The sequence below is a fragment of the Rhizobium sp. 268 genome, assembly GCF_036571585.1.
Taxonomy (GTDB): domain Bacteria; phylum Pseudomonadota; class Alphaproteobacteria; order Rhizobiales; family Rhizobiaceae; genus Rhizobium; species Rhizobium redzepovicii.
In genome coordinates, this window is record NZ_JAPPSO010000010.1 from 42,752 (window position 1) to 69,214 (window position 26,463).

28 protein-coding genes and 2 pseudogenes are annotated in these 26,463 nt (G+C 61.2%); 9 read left to right on the forward strand and 21 right to left on the reverse strand.

Annotated features, from left to right (window positions below; genetic code table 11):
• The first annotated feature begins 47 nt into the window (after window positions 1–47).
• Window positions 48–836 (forward strand): taurine ABC transporter ATP-binding protein, encoded by a 789-nt coding sequence (locus OS035_RS20060; RefSeq protein WP_183779857.1) that lies wholly within the window; start codon window positions 48–50, stop codon window positions 834–836.
• Window positions 833–1,687: an ABC transporter permease subunit gene (locus OS035_RS20065; RefSeq protein WP_097626305.1), complete on the forward strand. Its 855-nt coding sequence runs from the start codon at window positions 833–835 to the stop codon at window positions 1,685–1,687. The genes OS035_RS20060 and OS035_RS20065 overlap by 4 nt, the downstream gene beginning before the upstream one ends.
• Window positions 1,688–1,710: 23 nt before the next feature.
• Here OS035_RS20065 and OS035_RS20070 read toward each other — a convergent pair whose 3' ends face one another.
• The 16 genes and pseudogenes from OS035_RS20070 to OS035_RS20145 form a co-directional block, all read right to left on the reverse strand.
• Window positions 1,711–2,517 carry a gamma-glutamylcyclotransferase gene (locus OS035_RS20070; RefSeq protein ID WP_442967705.1) on the reverse strand — a complete coding sequence of 269 codons (807 nt, stop codon included), beginning with the start codon at window positions 2,515–2,517 and terminating at the stop codon, window positions 1,711–1,713.
• Between the two features lie 3 nt (window positions 2,518–2,520).
• Window positions 2,521–2,830 (reverse strand): annotated as a pseudogene (locus tag OS035_RS20075) (hypothetical protein).
• Window positions 2,831–2,841: 11 nt separating this feature from the next.
• A complete protein-coding gene (locus OS035_RS20080; RefSeq protein WP_183779860.1) occupies window positions 2,842–3,423 on the reverse strand; it encodes an RBBP9/YdeN family alpha/beta hydrolase in 582 nt (193 codons plus the stop codon).
• Entirely contained in the window at window positions 3,420–3,572 is a 153-nt protein-coding gene (locus OS035_RS20085; RefSeq protein ID WP_183779863.1) for a hypothetical protein, read from the reverse strand. Before OS035_RS20085 ends, OS035_RS20080 begins: the two co-directional genes overlap by 4 nt.
• Window positions 3,573–3,585: 13 nt before the next feature.
• Complete coding sequence (locus tag OS035_RS20090; RefSeq protein WP_165503926.1) at window positions 3,586–3,753, reverse strand: hypothetical protein; 168 nt, start codon at window positions 3,751–3,753, stop codon at window positions 3,586–3,588.
• Entirely contained in the window at window positions 3,743–3,985 is a 243-nt protein-coding gene (locus tag OS035_RS20095; RefSeq protein WP_183779866.1) for a hypothetical protein, read from the reverse strand. Before OS035_RS20095 ends, OS035_RS20090 begins: the two co-directional genes overlap by 11 nt.
• Window positions 3,986–3,996: 11 nt before the next feature.
• The gene (msuE, locus tag OS035_RS20100) at window positions 3,997–4,557 is read right to left on the reverse strand and encodes an FMN reductase (protein WP_097626309.1); all 561 of its coding nucleotides are present in this window, start codon (window positions 4,555–4,557) and stop codon (window positions 3,997–3,999) included.
• A gap of 112 nt (window positions 4,558–4,669) precedes the next feature.
• Window positions 4,670–5,266: a 2-hydroxychromene-2-carboxylate isomerase gene (locus tag OS035_RS20105; protein WP_183779882.1), complete on the reverse strand. Its 597-nt coding sequence runs from the start codon at window positions 5,264–5,266 to the stop codon at window positions 4,670–4,672.
• 55 nt (window positions 5,267–5,321) lie between these two features.
• A pseudogene (locus OS035_RS20110) lies at window positions 5,322–6,360 on the reverse strand (LLM class flavin-dependent oxidoreductase).
• A gap of 7 nt (window positions 6,361–6,367) precedes the next feature.
• The gene (locus OS035_RS20115; RefSeq protein WP_183780315.1) at window positions 6,368–7,303 is read right to left on the reverse strand and encodes an ABC transporter substrate-binding protein; all 936 of its coding nucleotides are present in this window, start codon (window positions 7,301–7,303) and stop codon (window positions 6,368–6,370) included.
• 68 nt (window positions 7,304–7,371) lie between these two features.
• A complete protein-coding gene (locus tag OS035_RS20120) occupies window positions 7,372–8,316 on the reverse strand; it encodes an ABC transporter substrate-binding protein (protein WP_183779886.1) in 945 nt (314 codons plus the stop codon).
• Window positions 8,317–8,406: 90 nt separating this feature from the next.
• Complete coding sequence (locus OS035_RS20125; RefSeq protein WP_183779889.1) at window positions 8,407–10,182, reverse strand: amino acid ABC transporter permease/ATP-binding protein; 1,776 nt, start codon at window positions 10,180–10,182, stop codon at window positions 8,407–8,409.
• Between the two features lie 37 nt (window positions 10,183–10,219).
• On the reverse strand, window positions 10,220–10,777 hold the full coding sequence (locus tag OS035_RS20130) for a GNAT family N-acetyltransferase (RefSeq protein ID WP_183779892.1): 558 nt from the start codon (window positions 10,775–10,777) through the stop codon (window positions 10,220–10,222).
• Window positions 10,774–11,973, reverse strand: a complete 1,200-nt coding sequence (locus tag OS035_RS20135; RefSeq protein WP_183779895.1) for a M20 aminoacylase family protein — start codon at window positions 11,971–11,973, stop codon at window positions 10,774–10,776. Before OS035_RS20135 ends, OS035_RS20130 begins: the two co-directional genes overlap by 4 nt.
• Before the next feature lie 17 nt (window positions 11,974–11,990).
• Window positions 11,991–13,340 carry an LLM class flavin-dependent oxidoreductase gene (locus tag OS035_RS20140; protein WP_183779897.1) on the reverse strand — a complete coding sequence of 450 codons (1,350 nt, stop codon included), beginning with the start codon at window positions 13,338–13,340 and terminating at the stop codon, window positions 11,991–11,993.
• A 24-nt stretch (window positions 13,341–13,364) separates the two neighbouring features.
• Window positions 13,365–14,357, reverse strand: a complete 993-nt coding sequence (locus OS035_RS20145; RefSeq protein WP_183779899.1) for an LLM class flavin-dependent oxidoreductase — start codon at window positions 14,355–14,357, stop codon at window positions 13,365–13,367.
• 218 nt (window positions 14,358–14,575) lie between these two features.
• Here OS035_RS20145 and OS035_RS20150 point away from each other — a divergent pair, with 218 nt between their 5' ends.
• Both OS035_RS20150 and OS035_RS20155 read left to right on the forward strand, forming a co-directional pair.
• Window positions 14,576–14,857, forward strand: coding sequence for a type II toxin-antitoxin system Phd/YefM family antitoxin (locus tag OS035_RS20150; protein ID WP_183779901.1), 282 nt, complete (start codon window positions 14,576–14,578; stop codon window positions 14,855–14,857).
• Window positions 14,857–15,180, forward strand: a complete 324-nt coding sequence (locus OS035_RS20155; RefSeq protein WP_183779902.1) for a type II toxin-antitoxin system RelE/ParE family toxin — start codon at window positions 14,857–14,859, stop codon at window positions 15,178–15,180. The genes OS035_RS20150 and OS035_RS20155 overlap by 1 nt, the downstream gene beginning before the upstream one ends.
• Window positions 15,181–15,222: 42 nt before the next feature.
• Here the strand turns inward: OS035_RS20155 and repC are convergent, their stop codons facing one another.
• The 5 genes from repC to OS035_RS20180 form a co-directional block, all read right to left on the reverse strand.
• Window positions 15,223–16,527, reverse strand: coding sequence for a plasmid replication protein RepC (gene repC / locus OS035_RS20160; RefSeq protein ID WP_183779904.1), 1,305 nt, complete (start codon window positions 16,525–16,527; stop codon window positions 15,223–15,225).
• 199 nt (window positions 16,528–16,726) lie between these two features.
• Window positions 16,727–17,716 carry a plasmid partitioning protein RepB gene (gene repB, locus OS035_RS20165; protein ID WP_183779906.1) on the reverse strand — a complete coding sequence of 330 codons (990 nt, stop codon included), beginning with the start codon at window positions 17,714–17,716 and terminating at the stop codon, window positions 16,727–16,729.
• Window positions 17,713–18,930: a plasmid partitioning protein RepA gene (repA, locus tag OS035_RS20170; RefSeq protein WP_183779908.1), complete on the reverse strand. Its 1,218-nt coding sequence runs from the start codon at window positions 18,928–18,930 to the stop codon at window positions 17,713–17,715. The genes repB and repA overlap by 4 nt, the downstream gene beginning before the upstream one ends.
• Before the next feature lie 290 nt (window positions 18,931–19,220).
• Window positions 19,221–19,397, reverse strand: a complete 177-nt coding sequence (locus OS035_RS20175; RefSeq protein ID WP_183779910.1) for a hypothetical protein — start codon at window positions 19,395–19,397, stop codon at window positions 19,221–19,223.
• A 513-nt stretch (window positions 19,398–19,910) separates the two neighbouring features.
• Window positions 19,911–20,996, reverse strand: coding sequence for an ROK family protein (locus OS035_RS20180; RefSeq protein ID WP_183780318.1), 1,086 nt, complete (start codon window positions 20,994–20,996; stop codon window positions 19,911–19,913).
• 123 nt (window positions 20,997–21,119) lie between these two features.
• Here OS035_RS20180 and otsB point away from each other — a divergent pair, with 123 nt between their 5' ends.
• From otsB to OS035_RS20205, 5 genes are all read left to right on the forward strand, one after another.
• Window positions 21,120–21,899: a trehalose-phosphatase gene (gene otsB / locus OS035_RS20185; protein WP_183779926.1), complete on the forward strand. Its 780-nt coding sequence runs from the start codon at window positions 21,120–21,122 to the stop codon at window positions 21,897–21,899.
• A gap of 199 nt (window positions 21,900–22,098) precedes the next feature.
• Window positions 22,099–22,983, forward strand: coding sequence for a helix-turn-helix domain-containing protein (locus OS035_RS20190; RefSeq protein WP_131711086.1), 885 nt, complete (start codon window positions 22,099–22,101; stop codon window positions 22,981–22,983).
• Between the two features lie 260 nt (window positions 22,984–23,243).
• Window positions 23,244–24,308, forward strand: a complete 1,065-nt coding sequence (locus tag OS035_RS20195; RefSeq protein WP_183780321.1) for an ABC transporter substrate-binding protein — start codon at window positions 23,244–23,246, stop codon at window positions 24,306–24,308.
• A 69-nt stretch (window positions 24,309–24,377) separates the two neighbouring features.
• Entirely contained in the window at window positions 24,378–25,199 is an 822-nt protein-coding gene (locus OS035_RS20200; RefSeq protein ID WP_183779929.1) for an ATP-binding cassette domain-containing protein, read from the forward strand.
• Window positions 25,196–26,455 (forward strand): sugar ABC transporter permease, encoded by a 1,260-nt coding sequence (locus OS035_RS20205; protein ID WP_331813998.1) that lies wholly within the window; start codon window positions 25,196–25,198, stop codon window positions 26,453–26,455. Before OS035_RS20200 ends, OS035_RS20205 begins: the two co-directional genes overlap by 4 nt.
• Window positions 26,456–26,463 lie beyond the last annotated feature (8 nt).

A 26,463-nucleotide genomic window follows, 5' to 3' on the forward strand; every position in this document is an offset into this window, starting at 1 on the left:
TGCCGGCGCGGCTGTTGTGGCGCCGGCATCGAACTAGCGAGCGGACCATGCTTAAAGTCGATCACGCCAGCGTTTTCTTTGCAGCTCGGGACGGGCGGACCGTCCACGCGCTCGATCGCGTCTCCTTCGATATCCCCGAACGGGGTTTCGTCGTCGCGCTCGGCGCCTCGGGATGCGGCAAATCAACCCTTCTCAACGCGATTGCCGGTTTCCTTCCGCTGTCGGATGGCCGGATCACGCTTGATGGCCGCGCAGTCGAACGGCCGGGCGCCGATCGCGGCGTCGTCTTTCAGAAAGATTCGCTGCTGCCCTGGAAATCGGTGGCCGACAATATCGCGCTCGGACTGAAATTTGCCGGCGTCAACCGCAAGGAGCGACGGGCGCGCGCGTTCGAACTGCTCCGGCTCGTCGGCCTCGACGAATTCGCCAATGCCTTTCCCTACGAACTGTCGGGCGGCATGCGCCAGCGGGTCGGCATCGCCCGGGCCCTTGCGGCCAATCCGGACATCCTGCTCATGGACGAGCCGTTCGGAGCGCTCGACAGCCTGACACGCGAGCAGATGCAGGAACTGCTGGTTTCCGTCTGGAACAAGACGGCGAAGAAGATTTTCTTCATCACCCATTCGATCGAAGAGGCGCTGTTTCTCGGCACGCAGGTTCTGGTCATGTCGCCTCGGCCGGGGCGCGTTGTCGCCCGCTTCGATCTCGATTTCATCAGCCGCTTCGCCGAAACCGGCGACGCACGATCGATCAAGGCCTCGCCGCAATTTGCCGAGCTGCGCGAGGAGATACGCGCCATTCTCCACAGCAGCGAAGATTTGAGGAGCGTCGCATGAGCGATATCGTCCAGAGATCGCCGGTCGCGGCGCGGAGAGAGGACCGCCAGGTCAAACTGGTGAAGATGGCAAGTTTCGGCGCCGGCGAGAAATCCACGATGGCGATCAGCGTCGCTACCGCCTTGGCGATTCTGCTGCTGTGGTGGCTCGTTTCCGCGCTCGGTCTCGTGCCACACCTGTTCCTGCCGCGGCCGGACGAGGTGCTGACGCAGATCGGCCTCGTCTATCGTGACGGTTATGCCGGCGCATCGCTTTCCGAGCATATCCTCGCGAGTCTGTTCCGCATCGTCGTCGCAGCGCTGATCGCCATCTCCGTCGGCATTCCGCTCGGATTGCTCATGGGCCTGAACCGCTGGGCCAAAGGGGTGCTCGATGCGCCGATCGAGTTCTACTGGCCGCTTCCGCCCCTCTCCTACCTGCCGCTGATGATCATCTGGCTCGGCATCGGCGAAACGTCGAAGATCACGCTCCTGGTGCTGGCAATGTTCGCGCCGATCTGCCTCTCGGCCCAGGCAGGCGTCCGTTCGCTGCCGATCGAGCGCGTCAATGCCGCCCGTTCGCTGGGTGCGAGCCGGCTGCAGCTATTCATCGATATCGTCCTGCCCTCCGCCCTGCCGGAAATCCTCACCGGCATCCGCATTGCCCTCGGCGTCGGCTGGGGCACGCTGGTCGCCGCCGAATTGATCGCCTCGACGCGGGGGATTGGCTTCATGATCATGTCGGCATCGCAGTTCCTGGCAACCGACGTCGTCTTCGTCGGCATCGGCATCATCGCGGTCTGCGCCTTCACCTTCTCGGCCGCCATCCGTTTCCTGGAGACCTACCTTGTGCCGTGGAAAGGCAAGCTCTGAGGGAATGCAGCCAATTCAAAACCTCAAAGCGCCGCGGGTCTGAAAAGACGTGCAGCACTTAAAGGCTTTGTGTTACCCCGCTGGAAGCGGTGTATCGACAGGAGTTCGGCGGCGACGAGTTCCTGAAGCCGCCACAAATTGCGATCGCGGATGCCGCGTTCTTCCAGATGCTTGACCGTCAGATAAAGATATTCGGCGCAGGAGCCCATATGTCCGCAGGCCCTGGCAAGCACGGCCGCCACCGTCTCCAGCGGCAATTTGCGGGAAACGCGCTCCCCCTTCGGGCCGGCCCAAAAGACCAGGGCGCGCACGAAGCCATGTGCGGTTTCAACCCGAATCCAGCGAACCGTCGCGGCATCTTCGATCGTGCCGACCTCACGGCGGATCAACCGCCGAATCTGGCCAAGACGATCCCCATCGGCAAGCCTGTAGAGGATGCCGTTGCGGCGTCCGCCGCGATCAAGCGCCATCATGAGGCCGGGCTGCGCCCGGCTTCCCCGCCAGCGGGTCATCTTAAGGCAGAAGGACCGATGCCAACCCCTTGCTGCGCCGCGCTGCCACTCGACGGCATCGAAGTCCGGCTTCCATATCAATGATCCACAGGCGAAAACCCAGAGCGGCGCGCCATCGGATTCCTGGAGCAGCCGCCTGGCAAACATCTCCGTCTCCATCTCGGTCAGCGGTGTCCGGTGCGGCTCGGGGCCGGGATCGAGCTCGGGGCGAAGGCTGAGCGACACGAGCTCGTCCGTGAGAGCCATCCTGGTTGCGCCGAGCATCCGAACCTCGCTTCGTCGCATACCGGGCTGCTTATGCGCGATAATACCGGTCACGTTTCAATGCACCGTAAATCTGGCCGCGTCGGCTCGGCGCCGCTGCAAGCTGCGGATCAGCATCGCGGCCTCCCTGACGATCGCCGCAAATTGTCGTATCGTCGGCCTCTGCGATCCTGCCCGTCATGTCGCGGATGATTGTCGTCAAATGGATGATCGAATAACGATGTTGCACCTCTTCAGGCCCAATTTCGGCATCAGCCATGGCAAGCAGCGTCTCTACCAATCGCTCCATGGTTTGCCGGCGCCGGCACCTCGGGTCAACATTCGGATCTTCGCTGAGGCGCAGAAGATCGTCGATGATATCGGACATTCCGTTTCCATTCACAGCGCGAAAGCCGGCCGCGCGAAAACGTTGCGCCTTCGATCGCCGGCGCGCATCTTCAAGGCATCCAGCAGCTGGTAGCCGCTTCGCCAGCGGCCAAAACCGCTGGCGATATTGATGTGGCCGGCAAGGCCGATATTCCTGGTCTCGGCCTTCCACAGGCGACCAAACAGGGTCAGTCGATCGACCGCCATATAGGCGTCGTTCATGCTGCCGATAACGATGCTCGGAAATGGCAGAGGCGCCGTCGGCATGCCGCCGAAAGAGATATGCCCGGGGTGCAGAATGTCCGTGGCCGGCAGATCGCAGGGAGCAACGAGCAACGCTCCCTTCACCCGACGGGCAACACTTCGCCCGGCCAGCCGGGCGGCGAGCAGGCATCCGAGACTATGGGCAACCAGATAGGCCTCACCGGCCTCTTCGAGCACGCCTTCCAGGCGCGCCAGCCACGAGTCGAGGTCAGGATGAGCCCAGTCGTCCTGGGCGACGCAAAGGCTGCCTGGCTGATCCTGCAGCCAGTGCTGTTGCCAATGCCCCTCTCCTGAGCCGAAAAGTCCGGGAAGAATAAGGACGGCACTCATTGGATCAGCCCGACCGCCAGGGCGAAGAGGAACGTGAAGGAACCGACGATCGTGCAGATTCCCGCCGCATGCCTGAATTGCGGCATGACGCTGCCTGCCGGTCTTCTCAGGCCGCGCCGGCGGAGGCCGGTCTCGACGACGATTGCCATCACACCGCACTCCTCAATACCAAAGTCCGGGCATCGCACCCCAATAATGGAGTTCATATTCGCGGGCCGACCGGTCTCGCTCTTCGTCACGAGCAAACAATCCGATTACAGGCTTCCGCGCCTTGCGCTGGAGGAAGTAGCCGATCACTCGTTTCAGCCGGAAAAAGAAATCAAGCTTCATACAAACCTCCTGTCGGGACCGATATCTTCGGCGGTTTGGAAATCAGCGAATGACGTTGCGCATTGGCAAGAAGATCGCGAAACGATGCAGTCGGTCCGTAGAGCATCAACAGGCGGTTCTCTTGCCGCTTGGCGAGGCGATATCGTCGGACGAATTCAAAGACGCTCCATAATTGCTCGTCTGATCCCGGCCGCTCCGCATCGTCCATTGCTGCCTCCTGAGACCGGGCCATCGCGACGATCCCTATTCCGCCGCCGCTATTGCCGGGCTTGCTTCAGGAAAGAAGGCTGCCAACTCGCCGATCACTTCGCTGATGCGGTTCGAGAGCGCCTCCGATGAAACCGCGTAATTTGCGAAATCGCGGTCAGAGGCATAAACCGCCGTCGGCAGCGTATGGGCCATGAAAAAACCGAATAGCGGCCGAAGCTGATGCTCGACCATCAACGCGTGCCGGTCGCCGCCGCCCGTCGCGGTAATGATGATCGGCTTGCCCCGAAGTTCCTGCGGGTCGATCAGATCGATCAAATGTTTGAACAGACCGGGATAAGAGCCCTTGTAAGTCGGCGAGCCGATGATCAAGGCATCGGCCCTAACGATCTCGTCGACGACGCGCCCGGCCTGCTCATCGAGGTCCTTGCGCCACAAGGCGTGGCCCAGTGACGGGCCGAGATCATGCAGATCATAGGTCTTGCTGGTAAAGCCGTATCGGAAGCTGGCGCGGTCGGCGACATGCCGAACGAGCGCCAGTGTCTTCGATGGACGGTTGAAGCTGCCGGCGATGCCGACGAGTTTGAAACCTGACATGGTTTTTCCTCTCTATATCGCCTCAAATATTGTCTATAAAATTACTGGATTAAAGGAATGAGCGTCTCTCCTTTGACGCTCGGCGGAAAAAACATTCGTCTTGGTGATCTTCCTACGGTCTGTCGCCGCGAAGATGTCGCTCGAGGAAGGGCAGATTGTCCTGTCCCCAATAGATCTCGCCGTCATGGACATAGGTGGGAAAACCGAAAACGCCGCTGTCGCGCGCATGCACGCGGTCCGCCGACCACTTGTTCTGGACGTCCTCGTCGGCTTGCCGCCTGAGAAGGGCTGCGCCATCGAAACCTGCCGATGTGACGATCGCCTCGCGCACATCGGGTTTGCCGATATCCCTCGCCTCGCTCCAGAAGGCATGCTGCAAGGCCTTGCTGACGCCGATCCAATCCTGTCCATCGAGATAGGCGGCGATCACGAAAAGGGAGGCCGGCGTCGGATCGCTCAGCTCCGGGCGGTGTTCGAGCCGCAATTCCTTCCCGCGCACGCGCGCCCAGCGTTTTAGGTCCCGCGTCCAATAGGCGCGCCGGATCTCCGGACGGTTGCGCGAGAAGATACCGCCATTTTCCTCGACCACCGTCGTCAGATAGGGCGTGATGACGACGTCGTTCTTGGCCGCCAATTCGATGAGGGCGTCGAAGCCGATGTAGGACCAGGGCGATCCGATCGAAAAGAAGTATTCTACCGTTTTGGTCACTGATAAATGTTCCTCGTGGGATGACGCTTCTGGCGTCGACTCGGCGTCCGCCTTTTCAGGAAGCGGCCCGAATTTGGGGCTGGGCTTTCCATCCGAGCTCGGGTGCGATTGATGTCACGAAGTCGTAGAGGATCTGGCGGTATTCCTCGTGCTCGAACTCGTAAGGAAGCTCCAGCCTCAGCTCGCCGACCTCAGGCGGGATCGGATCGGCAAAAAGCTGCGCCAAGATCTCGTCCGCGGTGCCGACGACATCGCGCGCGAATAAGGTGCGCCGCTCGCCTTGCGGCGAAAGTGTGCGCCCATGGCGGCTCTCGGCATAATCGCGGTAACGGCGGCGCGTTGCCTTGTCGGCGCTGTCGAAAGGCACGATAACGCGGCCGAGCGCAATACGGCGCTGAGGTCCGGCGGCACGGTGGGTTTCAACCAACCTGGATTGGGCAACGAAGAAATCATCCGTCCCCTCCCCCCTTATCACATTGCCGGTCAACAGATTGAAGCCATTGCGGCCGGCCCATCCGGCCGAGCGCTGCGAGCCGCCGCCATACCAGATGCGGTCGATCAGGCACCCTTGGCATAGGGCTGCAGGCGCGGCCGCTGCGGGCCGAAGGGCGTCTTGATGAACGTCTGCTCGTCGCCCAGATAGGTGCCGCGCAAATTGTCGGCAAAGCGCAGCACGCGATCATGGGAGACATCGTGGCCGGTCCAATCGCCGTCGAAGACGAGCGGGCAATCAATTCGGCATGCAGCGGCCGGCCGGCGCTGACGCCGATGTTCAGGCGCCCGCGCGCGAGAATATCGACCGTGGCCAGGTCTTCGGCCAGCCGATAGGGGCTCTCATAGCCGATCGGAATGACCGCCGTTCCGAGTTCGATCCGGCTGGTGCGCTGTGTGGCCGCCGCCAGGAAGGCGCTCGCCGAAGAGATCCCCGGCTCAAGATGACGCTGGCGGACCCAGGCGCTGTCGAAACCCAGCTCCTCGCCAAATTGCAGTTGTTGGAGCGTCTGCTCCAATCCCGACAACGGATCGCCGTCGGGATAATTGCCGGGGGTGAGGAAGCCGATATGGCTGATGGATATGTTGCCCACTCGTGCCATCCGATGATCAGTATTTCGGCAGGCCGGGCGGGTTGGTCTCGGATGCCGGCAAGGCTTCCTCGGAAAGATGCCAGTGGTCGAGGATTTTTGCGTAGGTGCCATCCTTGATCAGGCCGTTGGTGGCGGCAGTCAGCGCATCGGCCAGTCCGCTTCCCTTGCGGGTGGTGATCGCGACATCCGAGCGATCCGGCCAGCCGGCACTCAGCGTGCCGACGCGCTTGATGTTCTTGTCGCGCGCTGCGATGAAGACGAGCTGTGCATGCGGCTGGACGATGACATCGGCCCGGCCGGAACGCAGCGCGAGAAGGCTTGCCGCCTCGTCGTCGTAATATTGCAGCTCGATCGGCTTCAGGCCCGCGGCAACATCTTCCTCGCTCCACTTCACCAGGATGCGCTCCTGGTTGGTGCCGGCCCCGACAATGATCCTGAGGCCGGCCGCATCCTTGGGCTCCTTGATCGAGGTGACAGGACTGTCGGATTTCACGAAGAAGCCATGCAAGCCCTGGCGGTAGGTGGAGAAATCGAACTTTTCCTTGCGCTGCTCGGTGACGCCGACGTTCGAAATGACGGCATCATACTTGCCCGAGACGAGGCCAAGCGGCCAGTCGATCCAGGCGACGGGCACGATCTCCAGCGTCAGGCCGAGGCTCTCGGCGATGGCATAGGCATAATCGGGATCTGCCCCGACCACGGTCTTGGCGTCGGTGGCATAGGTGGCAAGCGGCGGACCGCCCGGGCTGACGGCGATGGTGAACTTGCCTGACGTGACGAACTTGAAATCCTTGGGGATTGCGGCAATCGCCGCATCGTTCTTGGCGGCGTGAAGCCGGCCCGGTTGTTCCGGGCTAAGGTCGAAATCCTCGGCTGCACGGGTTGCGCCGAAGGAAAGGGCCGACGCCATGGCGGCGATCATTAGGGTCCGGAATGCCGGAAAGGCAATCATCGTCTTCAATCTCCAAATTGTCAGGCAGGAAAGGCCGGCAGCATTGCCGCCGGCCCAATAGGGATCGATCAGGAGCCGCTCTTCGGCAGGCCCGGTGGGTTGGTCTGGGCCTTGTCGATCGCCTCAGGACCGAGGTTCCACGTATCGAGGATCTTCCGGTAAGCACCGCTGGCGATCAGGTCGTTAACGACATCGGTCAAGGGCGCGGCCAGGCCGCTGCCCTTGCGCGTGGTGACGGCAATTTCTGCGGTGATCGGCCAACCGCCGCTGACGGTGCCGACGAGCTTGGTCTTGCCGTTGATCCCCGCCGAATAGGCCTGCGTCGCGTTCACGCTGAAGACGGTGTCTGCTCTGCCCGACTGGACGGCAAGATCCTTGACCGCATCGTCGTCATAATATTGCACCTCGATCGGCTTCAGGCCGGCGGCGACATTCTCACGATCCCATTCCAGCAGGATCTTCTCCTGGTTGGTGCCGGCATCGGTGATGACCTTCAGACCGGCAATATCTTTCGGTTGCTTGATCGAGGTGATCGAGCTGTCGGACTTGACGTAGAAGCCAAGCTCGTCCTTGCGATAGGTCGAGAAATCGAATTTCTCCTTGCGCTCTTCCGTGACCGTCACGTTGGAGATCACCGCGTCGAACTTTCCTGAGGTCAGCCCCAGGGGCCAATCGGCCCAGGCGACGGAAACGAGCTCGAGCTTCAGACCCAGGCTGTCGGCAATCGCCTGGGCCAGATCGACGTCGTAACCGATGACCGTCTTGGAATCGGAGGCATAATCATGCAGCGGAAGATTGCCGCTCGAGCTGATGCCGACGGTGAAGACGCCGTTTTCGACGAACTTGAAGTCCTTGACTTCGGCAATGCGCTTCTCGTTCTTTTCCACCCGCAGCCGGTTCGCCTGCTCGGGGCTGAGATCGAACTTCTGCTGCGCCTGAGCGGAACCGAAACCGATCGCGCCAATGGTGACGGCTCCCGCTATCAGAAGCCTTGCCCTATCTGTAAATGTCATGCCCCTTCTCCATTTCATCTTTAGGTTGTGGTTATTGTTATTCGGCCGGAGCAGCCCGTCGGCCCGGCATTTCGCCAGCGCTATCAGGCGCTAGAGAACCTTGGCGAGGAATTCCCGCGTACGGGGATGTTCCGCTTGTGCGAAGATGCGGGCCGGCGGGCCAGCCTCCAGGATGCGGCCGCTTTCCATGAAGACGACCGTGTCGGCGACTTCGCGGGCAAAACCGACCTCATGGGTGACGATGACAAGCGTCGTGCCGGTGCGGGCAAGCTCCTTGATGACGTCGAGCACTTCGCCGACGAGCTCCGGGTCAAGCGCCGAGGTCGGCTCGTCGAAAAGCAGTACCTTCGGGCGGAGCGCCAGTGCACGGGCAATCGCCACACGCTGCTGCTGGCCGCCGGAAAGCTGGCGCGGATAGGCGTTGATCTTGTCGCTGAGGCCGATGCGTGCCAGCAGCTCCTGCGCCAGTTGCACGGCGTCCTCACGGCTGACGCCGCGAACCTGGATCGGTGCCTCGATGAGGTTTTCGAGCACGGTCAGATGCGGGAAGAGATTGAAGCTCTGGAAGACCATGCCGATATCGGCGCGGCGTTTGAGGATATCCTTCTCCTTGAGCTCGTAGAGCGTCTCGCCCTTCCTGCTATAGCCGACGAAATCGCCGTCCACCGAGATGAAACCCTCATCGACACGCTCCAGGTGGTTGATGGAGCGCAGAAGCGTCGACTTGCCCGAGCCGGACGGACCGAGGATGGCGGTCACGCTGCCTGCAGGCAGACTGAGCTCGACATCATCGAGCACTTTCAGCGAGCCGAAGCTTTTGGAAATGCCGTAAATGCGCACCGCGGCGCCTGCGGCCCGCAGCGTCGCCGCATCATGTAAACCGATCTTGCGCACGCTGTCGGTGGCCGCCTCGAGGACAGGCAGCGGACGGCGGAAACGCTCGAAAAGTGCCTGGAAGGGCAACGGCGTCGGATTGCGCACGGCGCCTTTGGAGAAGTAGCGTTCAATATAGCGCTGAGCGATCGACAGCACCGTCATGATGATCAGATACCAGACGGTCGCGACCATCAGCAGCGGAATAACTTCGAGATTGCGGCGGTAGATCACCTGGACCGTATAGAAGAGCTCCGGCAGCGCCAGCACGTAGACCATGGAGGTGCTCTTCGCCAGTCCGATGAGTTCGTTGAAGCCTGTCGGCAGAATCGAGCGCATGGCCTGCGGCAGCACGATGCGGAAGGCCTGGCGACGGTGCGGCAGGCCGAGTGCGGCGGCGGCCTCCAGCTGTCCGTGATCCACCGAGAGAATACCGCCGCGCACGATCTCAGCGAAGAAGGCCGATTGGTTGAGCGTCAGGCCGAGAAAGGCAGCGGCAAAGGGCGTCAGCAGCTGCACGGTGGGATAGTCGAGGAAGACGGTATCGGTGAAGGGAATGCCGATCTTGATCGTCTCATAGAGGTAGCCGAGATTGTTCAGGATCAGCAGCAACACGATGACCGGGATCGAGCGCAGCAGCCAGATATAGCCCCAGGAAAGGCCGGAGAGCAGCGGCGACTTGGAAACGCGGGCAAGCGCCAGGGCCGTTCCGAGGATGGAGCCGGATATGGCGGCAAGTACGGTCAAAAGCAGCGTCCTGCCGAGACCGACGAGGACTGGTTCGGCAAAGAACCATTCGGCGAAGACGCCCCAACCCCAGCGCGGATTGGTGAAAATGGAATAGAGCACGGCGATGATGACGACGGCGGCAAAGATCGTGCCTGCCAGGCGGCCCGGATGACGCGCCGGCACGATGCGGTAACGGGAATAATCCTTCGATCCTGCCGTCCTGCTGCCGGGGTCGATGCCCGCGAAATCCGTCGTCAGTGCCATTGTGCTTCCCTTTTATGATTGTCGGTCTTTGCCGCTTTCAGTAATTTGCGCCGGCCACGCGCAGGCGCGGTTCGGCATCTTCATGCGCAGGCTCAGCGAGATGGGTGATGTCCTTCTCGAAGGGCAGGCTCTTGTAGATCTCTGGATCGGCAGAGGTGTCGAAGAGAGCGGTGTAGCCGTAGTTCAGATAGAGGCCGACGGCTTCGGGCTGGCGAAAGCCAGTCGTCAGGTAGATGCGGCCATAGCCCTGGCGGGCGGCCTGGGCCTCCAGTTCCACCAGCACCTTGCGGGCAAGGCCCTGACGACGCAGATCGGAGCGCGTCCAGATGCGTTTGAACTCGGCCGTGCCTTCGTCATAATTCTTGAAGGCGCCGCCGCCGATGGTCTCGCCATCACGGACCAACAGGAGAAAATTGCCGTGAGGCGGCGCAAAGGCTTCAGGAGGATAGCGGTTTAGCTCGGCCGCAGCCCCTTCGGCATTGAAATAGTTGCCGTAGCGGCTGTCATATTCGTGGATCAATTCATCGATCAGCGGCTTGGCGCGCGGGTCGAGAGGGCTGGTATAGAGAAACGTATCGCTCATATCGTTCATCACCCCTTGTCATCAGTGAGGAAGGTTTCGGCGAGCCGCACCCAGTAACGGGCGGCGGGCGCGATGATCGCGTCGTTGAAATTATAGTGGGCGCTGTGGAGAGGAGCGCTGTCGCCATTCCCGACGAAGAGATAGCTGCCGGGATTTGCCTGCAGCATGAAGGCAAAATCCTCGCTCGCTGTCCTCGGCCGGAAATCCTTCTCGATCGCCGCGGGGCCGAGTGCGTCGTCGGCGACGTCGCGGGCAAAGGCCGTTTCATTGGCGTGGTTGACCAGCGCCGGAAAACCGAGCCGGTAGTTCACCTCCGCCACCGCGCCGAAGCTTTCGGCCTGGGCGCGGGCAAGGGCTGGAATGCGCTCCTGCAGCAGCTGGCGAACCGTCTCGCTGAAGGCCCGCATGGTGAGCTTCATCTCCACGCTCTCGGGGATGACATTGGAGGCGGAGCCGGCATGGATCGAGCCGACGGTGGCAACCGCCATATCTTGCGGATCGACATTGCGCGAGACGACGCTTTGCAGCGCGGAGATGAAGGAGGCGGAAGCAAGCACCGGATCGACGGCACGGTGCGGCTCCGCGCCATGCCCGCCCTTGCCGACGATTTTGACCACCGCCTGATCGACCGAGGCCATAGCCGGGCCGGCGACGAAACCGAACTGGCCCGCCGGCACACCCGGCCAGTTGTGCAGGCCGAAGACCGCATCGACGGGAAAGCGTTCGAACAGGCCTTCCGAGATCATCTCGCGGGCACCGGCGCCGATTTCCTCAGCGGGCTGGAAGATCAGCCGCAGCGTGCCGCTGAAATTGCCGCTTTCGGCGAGATAACGCGCGGCGGCGAGCAGGATCGACGTATGTCCGTCATGGCCGCAGGCATGCATGACGCCGGGATTGCTGCTGGCATAGGCAAGACCGGTCGCCTCCTCGATCGGCAGCGCATCCATGTCGGCGCGAATGCCGATGCGCTTCTTGCCTTCGCCGCGCCTGAGGGTGGCGACGATGCCGGTGCCGGCAATGCCCGTCGCCACCTCATAGCCCCAGGAGGAAAGGCGGGAGGCCACGAGCTTGCTGGTCCTGAGTTCCTGGAAGGCAAGCTCCGGATATTGATGCAGATCGTGGCGAAGCGCGATGATCTCGTCGAGATAGGCGGCGATGCCCTTCTCGACCGGATCGTTGCTGCGCGGGTTCCGAGCGATAGTGTCCATGGCGGTTCGCCGGCGCCTCAGGCGCCGACAGCCCTTCCCTGATCGAGCTGATCGGCGCCGGCCGCATAGCGGCTTTCCCGGAAGGGCAGGCCTAGATGATCGCGCAGCGTCTCGCCCCTCAGGACCGGATCGAAATAACCGCGCGCCGTGAGGATCGGCAGGACATGTTCGGCGAAGTCGGCGAAGCCTTCGGCGATAATGGGGAAGCCGAGGATAAAGCCATCGGCAGCGCCATGGTCCACCCAGCGGATGATCTCGTTGGCGATATGTTCCGCCGTCCCGATGAAGGCCGTGCGGGGCGTCGCGGAATCGAGCGCGACCTGGCGGAGCGTCAGGCCTTTTTCCCGCGCCGTTCTTTTGATCCGGTCGGTGGTGGCACGGAAATTATTCCTGCCGATATCGCCGAGTTCAGGGAAAGCCTCATCGAGCGGGTAGACGCTGAAATCATGGTGATCGAAGAAGCGGCCGAGATAGAGGAGCGCCTCTTCGATCGTGACGAGATTGCGGATCGCCTGATATTTGGCTTCCGCTTCCTCGGTCGTCTTCCCGACGATCGGGCCGATGCCGGGATAGATGCCGACTTCGGCTGCCGGGCGCCCATGGGCGATGACGCTGTCCTTCAGCTGCCGATAGAAACCTCGAGCCTCTTCGAACGGGCCGCTATTGGTAAAGACGGCGTCTGCATGCTTGCCGGCAAGCCTGACGCCGGAGTCCGAAGCGCCGGCCTGGAAGACCACCGGTTGCCCCTGCTTCGAGCGGCCGATGTTGAGTGGTCCTTCTATGCGGAAAAAGCGGCCCTTGTGGTTGAGGCGGTGCATCCTGGTCTTATCGGCATAGACGCCGGTTTCGCGATTGCGGACGAAGGCGTCGTCATCCCAGGAATCCCACAGGCCCTTGATCGCATCGATATAGTCCTCGGCGATCTCGTAGCGCAGTTCATGTTCGGGATGTTCTCGGCTGTAATTGCGCCCCGAACCCTCGAGCGGCGAGGTCACCGCGTTCCACCCTGCCCGGCCGCCGCTGATGAGATCGATCGACGCGAACTGGCGCGCGATGGTGAAGGGATCGCTATAGGAGGTCGAGACTGTGCCGACGAGGCCGATTTTCGAAGTCGAGGCCGCAAGCGCCGAGAGAATGGCGATCGGCTCGAACCGATTGAGGAAATGCGGGATCGACTGCTCGTTGATATAGAGCCCGTCGGCGACGAAGGCGAAGGCGATGCCGGCCGCCTCCGCCTTGCGCGCCGTCTTGACGAAGAAGTCGAAATTGACGCTGGCATCGGCTGGTCCGCTTGGATGCTTCCAGGCATTCATGTGACCGCCGGGACCCTGCAGCATGATGCCGAACGTGACGTGTTTCTGAGCCATGGGATCGATCTCCTTCAAAAACGGTCAGGCGACGAGGGAAAGCCGCTCTTCGGCGAGCAGCTCGATGGAGGCCAGGCGCTCGGCGACCGAAAGCGCCGGCGTGTCGAGCACGAATTCCTTGACGCCGTAGCGGCGGTGAAGCTCGTCCAATTCCTTGCGGATCTGCTTTGCCGTGCCGTGCAGCACGCTCGGCACCTTCTCCTCGATGCGGTAATCGGTGACGCCAGCCTGCCGGGCAAATTCGGCCGCCTGCTCCTCGCTGCCGACATTGACGGTCTGGCCGTTCGGCAGGAATACCTTGACGATGCGCAGATGGCCGATCCTCTCGCGGGCGTAGTCCTCGCTTTCGGCGGCAAAGGCTGCGAGCGCCAGGATCGGCCGCTTGCCGCCGGATGCCCGCTCATAGGTCTCGAAGGTTCTGCGCAGATTGTCAGGATCGCCGTTCAGGTGCCCGGCAAAGACCAGTTCCCAGCCCTTCTCGGCCGCCAGTTCGGCGCTTTCGACGCTGGCCCCGAGCAAGAAACGATCGGGCGCCGTCGGGGGGAAAGGGGTCGCCTGCGCACCGTCATGATTCGGATCGGCGGCGAGATAGGTGTTGAGATCGGAAAGCTGGCTTGCAAAATCCGGCTTCCTGGACGGATCGACGGCGAGCTGTAGCGCGCGCGTCGACAGCGGAAATCCGCCCGGCGCCTTGCCGACACCGAGATCGACACGGCCGGGTGCAAGCGATGCCAGAAGATTGAACGTCTCGGCAACCTTATAGGCGCTGTAATGCTGCAACATGACGCCGCCGGAGCCGATGCGGATCTTCGAGGTCCTGGCAAGAAGATAGGCGATCAGCGCCTCCGGCGCGGAACTCGCCAGATTGGACATGTTGTGATGCTCGGCCACCCAGAAGCGGTGATAACCGAGTTCCTCTGCGCGGGCGGCAATCTTGACCGTTGCCCGCAACGCATCCGCGGCGGTGAAACCCTGTTCAATCGGGCTTTTGTCGAGAAGGCTGAGGAGATAGGCCATGAGATCACGATCCGCTCGCTGGTTGCAAAGTTTAATCTATAAAATCAGTAGACAAACTTCGTTATAAGAAATGGCATTCTCTTTCGCAGAGGTTGCGTGAAAAAAAGCGGCGGTGCCTGAAAGGGAAGTCGGAGGCTCGGGTTGCAGCCCGGTGTTCAAAGGGCTTCTTTCAATCGACCATTTGATGATCTATATTCTGGTCGAAAGGGAGCAACCGCATGAAGTTGTCAGAACAGGTGAAGCCCATCAGTTATCTCAAGGCGCATGCGCCGGAGATCATCCGAACGCTGAAGGACAATCCGCAGCCGGTCGTCATCACTCTACACGGCGAGGCGAAAGCCATTCTGCAGGATGTCGGCCAATATGAAGAGACACAGGAGACCCTAGCGCTCCTGAAAGTGCTGGCGCTGACCAACCGGCAAGTCGAGGAGGGCAAACTACGCCCTGTTGCCGAATCCTTCGCACGTATCCGCAAACGTCTGGTCGACAGCCAATCCTGATGTCGTATCGTGTTCTTTTCGCCGAGGATGCGGAACGCGACATCGAGGATCTCTATCGTTTCATCGTCCGTCGCGACGGCGCCGAGACAGCCGAGCGTATTCTGGCGGAAATCGAAAGCGCATGTGCCGATCTCGCAGAGTTCCCTGCCCGTGGCAATATTCCGAAAGAGCTCACGAGTATCGGCATTACCGAATATCGGGAGCTGCATCACAAGCCCTGGCGCATGATCTATCGCATCATCGGCACTGACGTCATCGTCTACTGCGTCGTCGATGGACGCCGCGACATGCAGGCTTTCCTGGAGCGAAGATTGATCCGCTGACATTCGACATATCGACATTCAGCGTCTCCCAACCCTCGCTCCTTATCCAGCTTTTCGGCCGGCCGGCGCGTTTGCCCGCAGGAGTGCCATGAGCATCGGGCCAATCGCGAACTCTCCCTTTTCGCTTCGCCGCGTCAGGTTGCGGAGATAACCACCGGCCGAATTGATATGGCCGCCGCGCTCCAGGATGCATGCCATCACCGTCGCGGCATTTTCCGGCCCCATTGCATTTGCCGCCTCCTCGTAGGCTGACGGACTGACGCCGAGCATCGATCGAACGGTCACGGCTGCGGCCATCAGGTCTCGCCAGTTGCGAATTTCGCCATTCGCCCCGTAGGCAAGGATTTCAGGGCAGGCCTGCAGAACCAGGCCGAGCGGGAAGGATTTCAGCCCGCCGGCATCATCGCGCGCTCCGAGCCGTCGACCTTGCCTCACTTTCTGCCTGCTCGGATGGGCAATTTCGCCCCTCCCCTCTTCCAGCGTCACGGCCCCTCGCCCATTGTCTTGCTCCGGCGTTGCGCCCTGCTTCGTTTCGAAGCTTGGTTCAAGTTCAGAGGTAGATTCGGAGTTTGAATTCTGTATGTGACGCTCGATATAACCGCCATTGCCGCGCTGTTTTGCAGATTTCATTCGAATTTCCAGCTGCTTAAGGATCTCTGCCCGAAGCGCGGTCAACTCATCCAGCAAAAGTTCAAGCTGTGCGGTCGTCGGCGACCGGGGCAGCCCCTCGACTAGATCCCGAAATTCCAGGTAGAGGCGCTGCCAATCCCCTTGAACGTCTTCTTCGACGGCGGCCTCGATCAGCTTGGCGATATCGCGGCGGCAAAGCGTGATGCGTTCGCGCAGCCGCTGGACATGCAGCCGTTCGGCCATTACTTCAGCCGCCAGCCGCTCGATCTCTTCGGCGCGGGCAAGCAGCGGCGCCAGCGAGAAGCCGAAGGCCTCATTGACTTCCCCTGCCCTGTCCCTGCGGACATACCGCTTGCCGTTGGGGCTGTCCTTGCGCAGCAGAAGCCCTGCCTCGACGAGTGCCGCAAGATGCCGCCGGACGGTCTGTTCGGCCATGCCATGCGTCCTCAGCGAAAGCTGGATGTTCGACGGGAAGACGATCAAGCCGTTTTCCTGCGCCAGCTCGTTCTTGGGATAAAAGCTCAATAGCGCATTGAGCACGGCAAGCGCCCGATCGCTGATGCAGAGCAGCGGCTTTGCTTCGCACAGCGCACGAAACAGTTTCCATTTATCGACCGACTGGTCAGGCTTGATCTCACCTGCCATGACCTGGCTTGCGAGCATGCCAAGCGTCATCGACCGCCGCCCGAAGGGCGTCGTTATACTTCCGGTTTCCATCTCTTCCACCTCAACGAGGCAAAAGAAATCCGCTCGCCAAAACGGCGCCAAAAACTCTTGACAGCGATTCTCGGAAGTGCGATTCTCGGAGGTGTTCAAGACTACGAGGAAAGCTTCCGTGACGGTGACGTTCGGGGGCTTTTTTCTTTTGCGCGTTATCTCCTATCCGAATTGTCAGCTGACAATCGGTCTAACTGCCTCATTTTCCCTCATTTTCCTCTTCGAACTCAGCGGCGAGGCCAACCAACCGCTGAGCCAGGAATTCTGAAAACGCCGCCGATTTGACGGAGATGCGAAAGGTCTTCCCGGAGCGGGTCACCGAAGCAAGCTGCGTGCCGCCTTGGGTCCGAAGCGTCTGCTCGTCCCGCTGCGGCGCGCTCTTTTCTTCAAGCGCCTTCCAGATGGCGTCGAAGCGGCTATTGCTCTCCAGGGTTTGGAAAGCTGCGGCGCCGATTGCGGCCTGCGCCTTCTTCTGCCCGCCGGCCTCCCTGAATTTCTCGGCAAAGGCCAACCAGCGCGGCCGCCCGACCTTGGGCGCCGGACCGATGGCCAGAATGATCTCGGGGTCGATCGTCTGCGCCACCTGCAGCAGCCTTGACGTTTCCGGCTTATCCGTCGCCAGCGCCTGGGCAATCATGTCGCGGTTGAAGCCATGTTCATCCATGCGTCGGGCAAACAGCGCCCGTTCGATGAAGCTCAAGTCGACCCGCGGGCCGTTTTCCTGACCCTGTGCGAGGATCAGTTCTTCATCCGTCAGCTTGCGCACCACAGCTTTGATCGGAACCCCGATTTCCGCCGCCGCACGCAGACGCCTGTGGCCGTAGGCGGCCTGGTAATGCCCGGCCTTGACAGGGTCCGGCCGCACCAGGATCGGAACCTGCTGCCCGCTTTCCTGGATCGACTGCTTCAGCCGCTCGAACTCGGGATCCTGGTCGACCGGGATGCGGTCGCGGATAAAGGACATTTCCACGGCAGCCGGATCGATCTCCAGCACCTTGTCGCCGGAGGCGAGCGATTCGCGCAGCGCCTTGGCGGCCGCCGCTTCCTCACCCAATCGTCCGAGCGACAGGTTCATCGCCTTGACCGCGCCCGAGGGCCGATGCGGCAGCGGCGCGCTCTGCGCATCCGGCCGTGCCGGCTCCACGGCGCCGACCATGCTTTTCAGGATATCGCGACCTTTTGGGCTCATGTCCTGCTCCATGCACTGCGAATGAGTTGCTCGACCTCGGCATTGACGTTGTCGACGGATTCGACGCCGCGGTCGTAGGTCTGGCGATGCATCGTCTCGCGTCCCGCCTCGTAAATCGTCTGCTTGGACAGGCCCGCATCCGAAACCGCCGTCGACTTGACCATCATCGAGGTCAGCACACGCTCACCGAACAGGCTGCGCAGGAAGGCGACAATCTGCGCCTGTGGGCCATCATTGGCCTCATAGCGGGTGACGAGATAGCGCATCCAGTCGTAATCGAGATTGCCGCCGGCCTCCTTGACCACGGACAGAAGGTCGGAGGTCATCGTCAGGAACTGGTTCATCGACGCGACGTCGAGCATCTGCGGATGAACGGTAATAAGCACGGCCGTGGCGGCGCAGAGAGCAGACAGCGTCAGGAAGCCGAGGGTAGGCGGGCAATCGATGATGACGACGTCGTAGCTCTCTTCCAGCGAATGCAGCGCATTGCCGACCCGCATGAAGAACATGTCCTTGTCGTCGCGTTTGGTGTCGGCCAGGGCCTTTGGAGTATCGTGTTCGAACTCGTGCAGTTCGAGATTGCCGGGAATGAGATCGAGACCGGGGAAATAGGTCTGGCGGACAATGTCGGCGACGTCACGGCGTGTCTCGTCATATTTGATGGCGCCATAGAGCGTCTCGTTTTCACCGACGTCGAATTCCGGCTGATAGCCGAGCATTGCCGACATCGACGCCTGCGGGTCGAGATCGACGGCAAGCACGCGATAGCCGCGCAGCGCCAGGAACTGCGCCAGATGGATGGATGTCGTCGTCTTGCCGGAGCCGCCCTTGAAATTGGTGACAGCGATCACCTGCAGATGATCACCCGGCCGGCGCATCGGCAGGTAGGAAGGTTTGGTGCGCCCGAGATGCTGGCGCATCGCATGGATTTCCTCAAGCGAGAACACCCGGCGGCCGGATGCCGTCTTTTCGGGATTGATGGTTTCCAACTGGGCGGCGAGGTGGCGAACATAGCTGTCGGTGACGCCGAGCAGCTTGGCGGCCTCGGTACTGCTGAAGCGCCGCAGCGATTTGCGGGCGTCGGGCGAAAACAACCGCTCGAACAGCACTTGGAGCTGGCTGCTGAGCATCGTCGAATCCTGGGCAATCGTCTCGTCGATCGAGACTTGACTCGCTCTCCTGGCTTTCTCAACAATCGCGGCCTTGGTCGGCATTCACGCAAATCCTGATAAATCGGGTAATTTTGCGCAAATGATCGTGAGTCTGGCAATGACGTCAAGCGATTTCTTGGTTAGCGAATGGATAACAAACCGGATTCGACAGAAAAATCATGTGCAATTCCGGAATCTTAGCGCTGTTGTCAGCTGACAACAGCGGCCGTCTCCACATCCGCGGAAGCCAGCCTTCAAAATATCGCGACATACTCGATGCGAGTCGGCATCGGCGCCGACTCACCGAAGACGGATTTCTGTCACTGAGCGCAGGCGGATTAGCAATCAGTCTCTCATTTATAGGCGGACGCATGGTACAGGTTTTCGGTTTCCGGCCCGCGCACGGGTCCATTGCCGGAAGACTTGTCGTTTGCATCCTGGGTTTCAGGATCGCGGCGTGACGGGGCAAGGCCGAGCATTTGTTCGAGACGACCGGCGTTGAGCGGAGCGCTTATTCCCTTGAAGTTCATAATCCATCTTTCGTCTGCGCATGGCTTGTTTAACGCTGCAGAGATAAGCGCAATTTGAACCCGCCGAGAACAACCCGCCGGCGTTATCACCATCTTTTCCGACGTGAAGGAGAAAGGGGGAGGGGGCTCCATCCTTCTGCCGCCGCCCCGCATGCGGCATCCGAAGCACGCTGAAGGTCTCGGATCATATGTCAGCCTGACATGTCGGCGTTGAGCGCGAGGCGACGCCGTGCCGGTCACGATAACATGCAGATCCCACGGGACAGGCTAGGCGAATCACATCTCGGCGGGTATCCTCGACAGCGTTCGCACCGTTGCGATGTGCAGATCTGCTGCCAGCCCAACCCGATTTGATTTCCATATTCGAAAAGCCAAACCTTCCTGACGGAACGTATGGGTGGATTTGCTTCCGTCTGCGGAAATCCTCGTTGTTTACCTGTTATTTACCATAACGCGCGACAACGCCGACCGAGCCTATGATTGGCGGCGTAGCGTGGAGGTAGACGCTGAGACTTATCGCGCCTTCGTTGTCTCGCGATTGGTAAAATGCGCATTGCCCAGGCCCGTACCGATTGTCAGCACGGCCCATCGCGACACGTCAGTCATAAAAGGGATTTGCGACAATCCCTGCACGACGGCGTCGTTGTGCATCATCACGAATGTGCTGTCGTCGCCGATTTCAGGAATGGCCTTCATCAGCGCGGCGGGAAGGTTGAAGCTGTCGCTCTCCCAGTTTCCCCCCGGCAGGTTCTGCCCGCCGCGTTCGATGGAACCATCGGCTTTGATGATGCCGGGGCAGGCGATCCCGATGATCGGCGCGGGCTTGAGATTGGCCTTCTCGGCTTTGCCGATCAGATCCTCCAACATCGCGGCCAGCCTCTCGATGGTTGCGGTGCGACTTGGCTCGTCGTCGGCGTGACGCCAGATCGCTGATTCCCAGACGCTCGCATCCGCGAAGTTCGGCACGTCATCCTTTCCGAATTTAACGACGCCGGCGCGAACATTGGTGCCGCCGATATCGACGGCCAGGATCGCCTCGTGACCTTTGAACATCCAGCGCGGCATCAGGTGGACCGCGCCGATCAGTCCGGCCTCGTCAGGGTGATGAACGATCGGTACGACCTCGACGTCGATACCGGCCGCCTTGAGGATGACCATGGTCCTGGCGATCGTCAGCTCGCCAAAATGGCTCTGCCGGAAGCCACCGCCGACGACGATCCGTTCGGTCTTCACCCAGCGCTTATCCTTCAGGAACTTCCCAATCACATCGGCAAAATCCTGAGCGAAGTCCTCCACCGCCCCCATGACCAATGCCGCTGCCTCCATATCGTCGCCCTTCAGAAAGGCATCGATCTTTTTCTTGGAAAGCTTCGCCGTCGCAGTCTTGCCGATCGGGTCGTCCCCGACTTTGCGGACACGTTTTCTCCAGTCGTCGAGCTTCATTTGAAAAGTCTTCTTGTTGGCGTTGTCGCCAACGAAACCATCCTTGTCACGCAGTTCGTTGTTGTAATCGTCGATCGTCACCAATGGCAGGGTTAACGCGCCATGTGCCAACGGGGCATTGACCTCATCACGGGGCTCGGAACTGCTTTTGGCCATCAAAATACCTTCTGCGTGGCGAGGGCTCGAACGGGCGGTGAGATACAACGCGGACTAGCCCCGGATGTTCCGGCGTCCGAAACCTCACCTTGTCCTCGTCGACCCGTGACCTAGCTTCAATCATTGCAGAGTTTGGAGAATGCCGTGCAGGACGACGCCGCTACCCAGGAAATGCTTTCACTGGTCTTGGAAGAACCGGAACGCTGGGCGATGTTTCTCGACATCGACGGAACGCTGCTCAATCTCGCGCCCACGCCGGATGCGATCGAAGTACCGGAGGCTCTTCCCGCACAGCTTCACCGCCTGTCGAACAAGCTCGGCGGCGCCTTGGCGCTGGTCACCGGACGATCGCTTGCCTATGCGGACGCGCTGTTCAAACCCTTTGCATTTCCGACGGCAGGCCTTCACGGCGCGGAAATCAGAAGTGCCGCCGGGATGCACACGCTCGAGGCCAGTCCCGAATTTCAGGCGCTGAAGCACGCCCTGACCGAGGAAGCCGAACACTATCCAGGTGTGCTGATCGAGGACAAGGGCGCGGCCGTTGCCGCCCATTATCGGCTCGCGCCCGAATATGAAAAAGTGCTCGAAGAGCGCATGCATCACTATGCCAAGGTCGCCGGGCCGAACTGGGCGCTGCAACTCGGCAAGATGGTCTTCGAGCTGCGGCCGGCGCGCTCAAGCAAGGGCGATGCGCTGGAACGGTTTTTTCAGTCCGACCCATTCAAGGACCGCTGCCCGATCACCATCGGCGATGATCTGACCGACGAATCGATGTTTGCGATCGCCAATGCGCGCGGTGGCGTGTCGGTGCGTGTCGGGGCGATCGGTGCCCCGAGCTGCGCAACGAGCCGGCTGTCTTCGGCGGCATTGGTCAGAAACGTTATTGCCGCTTTGGCTGCCTGATCCGACTTGAACGATACCCAATGCGGGTTGCGGTTGTCTTTTGCATCGACTGCGCAGCATCAATCATCAAAAAAGTATCAGTTTTGACCGGGAATCGTGGTGGCGGGCTTGAAACGAGCCCACTACACTCGCCTTCAACAATAAAGCCAAAAGGGAATTTGGCGTGCGGGCTTGGAACCCGTCCTCGGAGGAGGAAACAATGGAACCTGACTTGGAAGTCGTTCAGATCAGGCCGGGCGAATCCTTCGCAACGAAGGCGCATGGCTATCCCTACCATACGGTTCGCTGGCATTTTCATCCGGAATACGAACTGCATCTCGTGGTGGCGACAACCGGACGCTATTTCGTCGGTGACTTCATCGGCGAGTTCGAACCGGGCAATCTTGTGCTTGCCGGCCCCAATCTTCCCCACAACTGGATCAGCGACGTCCCGAAGGGGTCGAGCATTCCGCTTCGATGCCAGCTCATCCAGTTTAGCGAGAATTTTATCAGCGACACGATGAAGGTGCTGGCCGAGCTTGGCCCCTTCGAGCCGGTGCTCGAAGCGTCGCGCCGCGGCGTGCTCTTCGGCACTGACACCAGCCGACAGGTGGCGCCGCTGATGAACGAGGTGCAGCAGGCGCAGGGCGTGCGCCGCATCGAGCTCTTCATGATGATCGTCGGCCTGCTCAGCCGGGCGCAGGATGCCCAGCTTCTCGCCAGCCCAAGCTATCTGCCCGATCCGTCCGGCTACATGTCGGCCGGCATCAACAAGGCACTCGCCTATATCCGGGAGAACCTGACGAAATCCTTCGACGAAGCCGATCTCGCCGGCATTGCCGAACAGTCCACAGGCGCCTTTTCACGCGCCTTCCGCCGGCATACCGGCATGTCGCTCGTGCAATATGTGAAACGCCTGCGCATCAATCTCGCCTGTCAGATCCTGATGAGCGACGACCACGCGTCGATCACCGATATCTGCTTCGAGGTCGGCTTCAACAACCTGTCCAACTTCAACCGTCAATTTCTCGCGGAAAAGGGCATGACGCCTTCCCGTTTCCGGCGGTTGCTGGGTGACAATATCAACGTGGCGAAGGCGGCTTGAGGAAGCCGCACAGGCACGGTTCCAGGGAGTAGAAAGCAACGATCCGCCGAAGACGGCGATAGGGAGGACGAGGAGGAGGAACCAAAACCGACGCTGATTTGAACGCGAGCGCGCAACGCGCGGTTCGCGAGAGGAGACGCTTGTCCTCAGAAAACAGCAAACCGCCGGGACAAGCGTGGTGGGTCGTTCAACCGAACGGCAGCTACAGACACTGCAACGACGAAGCTACACAATTTTTCCAATGGGAGGAGACGGAAATGATGAAATACTCGACAAAAGCGGCAGGCGCCGCGGCACTTGCCCTTTCCCTGCTTGGCGGGACGTCCGCCTTTGCGCAAAACGCCGTTGCGGATGCAACGGTCGCATTCCTCATGCCCGACCAGGGCTCGACCCGATACGAAGAGCATGACCATCCGGGATTCGTCGCGGAAATGAAAAAGCTCTGCGCATCCTGCAAGGTTCTCTATCAGAATGCCGATGCCGATATCGCCAAGCAGCAGCAGCAGTTCAACTCGGCCATCACGCAGGGCGCCAAGGTCATCGTGCTCGACCCGGTGGATTCGGCAGCGGCCGCCTCTCTCGTTCAGCTCGCCCAAAGCCAGGGCGTCAAGGTCATCGCCTATGACCGCCCGATCCCGAAGGGCAAGGCCGATTTCTACGTCTCCTTCGACAACAAGGCGATCGGCAAGGCAATCGCGGAATCGCTCGTCCAGCATCTGAAGGCGAAGAATGTGCCGACCGATGGCGGCGGCATCCTGCAGATAAATGGTTCACCCACCGATGCGGCCGCCGGGCTGATCAAGGACGGCATTCACGAGGGTCTTGCCAGCGGCGGCTACAAGACGCTTGCCGAATTCGACACGCCGAACTGGCAGCCGGCGAACGCGCAGCAATGGGCGGCCGGCCAGATCACCCGCTTCGGCAAGCAGATCGTCGGCGTCGTCGCCGCCAATGACGGCACCGGCGGCGGCGCCATCGCCGCCTTCAAGGCAGCCGGCGTCGATCCCGTGCCGCCGGTGACCGGCAATGACGCGACTATCGCCGCGCTGCAGCTGATCATATCGGGGGATCAGTACAACACGATCTCCAAGCCGAGTGAAATCGTCGCCGCGGCTGCGGCAGACGTCGCCGTCAAGCTTTTGGCAGGAGAAACGATCAAGGCCGAAATGACGCTTTACGACACGCCGGCGCAGCTCTTCGTCCCTGCCGTCGTCACCGCCGAAAACCTCAAGGCCGAGATCATCGACAAGAAGATCAACACCGCCGAGGAACTCTGCACCGGCCGCTATGCCGACGGCTGCAAGAAGCTCGGCATCACCAAGTAATCGCACCAAAGGGGAAGCGCGGCCGGACGCCGGCCGCGCTTCCGGTTTTCACTTCGGAAAGGCCAGGCGATGTCTGAAACCTCTCATATTCCTGACGGCTCCCGCCAGCCTGTTCTCAGCCTGCGCGGAATATCGAAACACTTCGGGGCCGTGTCGGCGCTCACCGATATCGAACTCGACGTGCATGCCGGCGAGGTCGTGGCGCTCGTCGGCGACAATGGCGCCGGCAAATCGACACTGGTCAAGATCCTGGCCGGCGTGCATCAGCCGAGCTCGGGCACGATCCTGTTCGAGGGAAAACAGGCAAATCTGTCGAGCCCGAGTGCTGCCCTCGACCTCGGTATTGCCACCGTCTTCCAGGATTTGGCGCTGTGCGAAAATCTCGACGTCGTCGCCAATATCTTTCTCGGCAAGGAGCTCAATCCCTTCCAGCTCGACGAGGTTGCCATGGAGATCCGCGCCTGGAAGCTTCTGAACGAGCTTTCGGCCCGAATCCCCAGCGTGCGCGAGCCCGTCGCCTCGCTCTCCGGCGGACAGCGCCAGACGGTGGCAATTGCGCGGTCGCTGCTGCTCGAGCCGAAACTGATCATGCTCGACGAACCCACGGCAGCACTTGGTGTCGCCCAGACCGCCGAAGTGCTGGACCTGATCGAGCGCGTGCGTGAACGCGGCCTCGCCGTCATCATGATCAGCCACAATATGGAGGATGTGCGCGCGGTCGCCGACCGCATCGTTGTCCTTCGGCTCGGACGCAACAACGGCACCTTCATGCCGGATGCCTCCAATGAAGAGCTCGTCAGCGCGATCACCGGCGCATCCAACAATTCCGTCTCCCGCCGCGCCACGCGCCGCAAGGCGCAAAGCCGAGAGAACGAGGAGGGCAGGGCATGATGAAGACCTTGCAGAATGAACCGGCGGCACCCGCACTTCTCGACCGGCGCGACGAAAGAGTGCGCCATGACGATAGTCTTGCCGGCTCGATCCGCGCCTTTTGGGATCGCATCCGCTCCGGCGACCTCGGCTCGCTGCCGGTCATTGTCGGCCTGGCGATCATCTGGACGGTATTCCAGGCGCTCAATCCGGTGTTTCTCTCCAGCGCCAATCTCGTCAACATGCTGTTCGACTGCTCGACGGTCGGCGTCATCTCGCTCGGCATCGTCTGCATCCTGATGGTGGGCGAGATCGATCTTTCGGTCGGCTCGGTCAGCGGCTTCGCCTCGGCGCTGGTCGGCGTCTTCTGGGTCAATCAGGGCTGGCCGGTGGTGCTCGCGGTCCTCGCCGCGATGATCGTCGGCGCCCTGATCGGCTCGCTCTACGCCTTCCTGTTCAACCGTTTCGGCATGCCGAGCTTCGTCTCCACCCTATCGGGCCTGCTCGCGGTTCTCGGCCTGCAGCTCTATATTCTGGGAGCGACCGGCTCGATCAATCTCCCCTATGGCTCCTGGCTGGTGAATTTCGGGCAGATCATGGTCATGCCGGACCCTGTCGCCTATCTGCTGGTGGCGCTTGCCGGCATCGCCTTCTTTTTTGCGAGCTACCGCACGTCGGCGCGCCGCCGGGCAGCCGGCCTGTCGGCGAAATCGACCGGCGGATTGTTGCTGCGCGCCGTCGTCATCACCGTCGCCCTGGAAGCGGTTGCTTTCTACCTCAACCAGTCGCGCGGCATTCCCTGGATGTTCGACCTCTTCGTTGGGCTCGTCGCCGCCATGAACTATGCGCTGACGCGCACCAAATGGGGACGCTCCATGCAAGCCGTCGGCGGCAACAGAGAGGCCGCCCGCCGCTCGGGCATCAATGTGTCGCGCATTTATGCGAGCGCCTTCGTCACCTGCGCCCTGCTTGCGGCGACCGGCGGCGTGCTTTCGGCGGCGCGGCTGGCGACCGCAAGCCAGCAGGCCGGCACCGGCGACGTCAATCTCAACGCCATTGCCGCAGCGGTCATCGGCGGCACCAGCCTGTTCGGCGGACGGGGCAGCGCCTATTCGGCGCTTCTCGGCATCATCGTCATCCAGTCGATCGCCAGCGGGCTGACGCTCCTCGATCTGTCGTCATCGCTTCGATACATGATCACCGGCGCCGTCCTCGCCGTCGCCGTCATCGTCGACTCGCTAGCCCGCCGATCGCGAATTTCGCACGGCCGCGCTTAACCACTTGA

Coding starts and splice junctions, on each gene's coding strand:
- OS035_RS20060 (WP_183779857.1), top strand. CDS start 48: ATGCTTAAAGTCGATCACGCCAGCGTTTTCTTTGCAGCTCGGGACGGG.
- OS035_RS20065 (WP_097626305.1), top strand. CDS start 833: ATGAGCGATATCGTCCAGAGATCGCCGGTCGCGGCGCGGAGAGAGGAC.
- OS035_RS20080 (WP_183779860.1), bottom strand. CDS start 3,423: ATGAGTGCCGTCCTTATTCTTCCCGGACTTTTCGGCTCAGGAGAGGGG.
- OS035_RS20085 (WP_183779863.1), bottom strand. CDS start 3,572: ATGGCAATCGTCGTCGAGACCGGCCTCCGCCGGCGCGGCCTGAGAAGA.
- OS035_RS20090 (WP_165503926.1), bottom strand. CDS start 3,753: ATGAAGCTTGATTTCTTTTTCCGGCTGAAACGAGTGATCGGCTACTTC.
- OS035_RS20095 (WP_183779866.1), bottom strand. CDS start 3,985: ATGGCCCGGTCTCAGGAGGCAGCAATGGACGATGCGGAGCGGCCGGGA.
- msuE (WP_097626309.1), bottom strand. CDS start 4,557: ATGTCAGGTTTCAAACTCGTCGGCATCGCCGGCAGCTTCAACCGTCCA.
- OS035_RS20115 (WP_183780315.1), bottom strand. CDS start 7,303: ATGATTGCCTTTCCGGCATTCCGGACCCTAATGATCGCCGCCATGGCG.
- OS035_RS20120 (WP_183779886.1), bottom strand. CDS start 8,316: ATGACATTTACAGATAGGGCAAGGCTTCTGATAGCGGGAGCCGTCACC.
- OS035_RS20125 (WP_183779889.1), bottom strand. CDS start 10,182: ATGGCACTGACGACGGATTTCGCGGGCATCGACCCCGGCAGCAGGACG.
- OS035_RS20135 (WP_183779895.1), bottom strand. CDS start 11,973: ATGGACACTATCGCTCGGAACCCGCGCAGCAACGATCCGGTCGAGAAG.
- OS035_RS20140 (WP_183779897.1), bottom strand. CDS start 13,340: ATGGCTCAGAAACACGTCACGTTCGGCATCATGCTGCAGGGTCCCGGC.
- OS035_RS20145 (WP_183779899.1), bottom strand. CDS start 14,357: ATGGCCTATCTCCTCAGCCTTCTCGACAAAAGCCCGATTGAACAGGGT.
- OS035_RS20150 (WP_183779901.1), top strand. CDS start 14,576: ATGAAGTTGTCAGAACAGGTGAAGCCCATCAGTTATCTCAAGGCGCAT.
- OS035_RS20155 (WP_183779902.1), top strand. CDS start 14,857: ATGTCGTATCGTGTTCTTTTCGCCGAGGATGCGGAACGCGACATCGAG.
- repC (WP_183779904.1), bottom strand. CDS start 16,527: ATGGAAACCGGAAGTATAACGACGCCCTTCGGGCGGCGGTCGATGACG.
- repB (WP_183779906.1), bottom strand. CDS start 17,716: ATGAGCCCAAAAGGTCGCGATATCCTGAAAAGCATGGTCGGCGCCGTG.
- repA (WP_183779908.1), bottom strand. CDS start 18,930: ATGCCGACCAAGGCCGCGATTGTTGAGAAAGCCAGGAGAGCGAGTCAA.
- OS035_RS20175 (WP_183779910.1), bottom strand. CDS start 19,397: ATGAACTTCAAGGGAATAAGCGCTCCGCTCAACGCCGGTCGTCTCGAA.
- OS035_RS20180 (WP_183780318.1), bottom strand. CDS start 20,996: ATGGCCAAAAGCAGTTCCGAGCCCCGTGATGAGGTCAATGCCCCGTTG.
- OS035_RS20190 (WP_131711086.1), top strand. CDS start 22,099: ATGGAACCTGACTTGGAAGTCGTTCAGATCAGGCCGGGCGAATCCTTC.
- OS035_RS20195 (WP_183780321.1), top strand. CDS start 23,244: ATGAAATACTCGACAAAAGCGGCAGGCGCCGCGGCACTTGCCCTTTCC.
- OS035_RS20200 (WP_183779929.1), top strand. CDS start 24,378: ATGTCTGAAACCTCTCATATTCCTGACGGCTCCCGCCAGCCTGTTCTC.
- OS035_RS20205 (WP_331813998.1), top strand. CDS start 25,196: ATGATGAAGACCTTGCAGAATGAACCGGCGGCACCCGCACTTCTCGAC.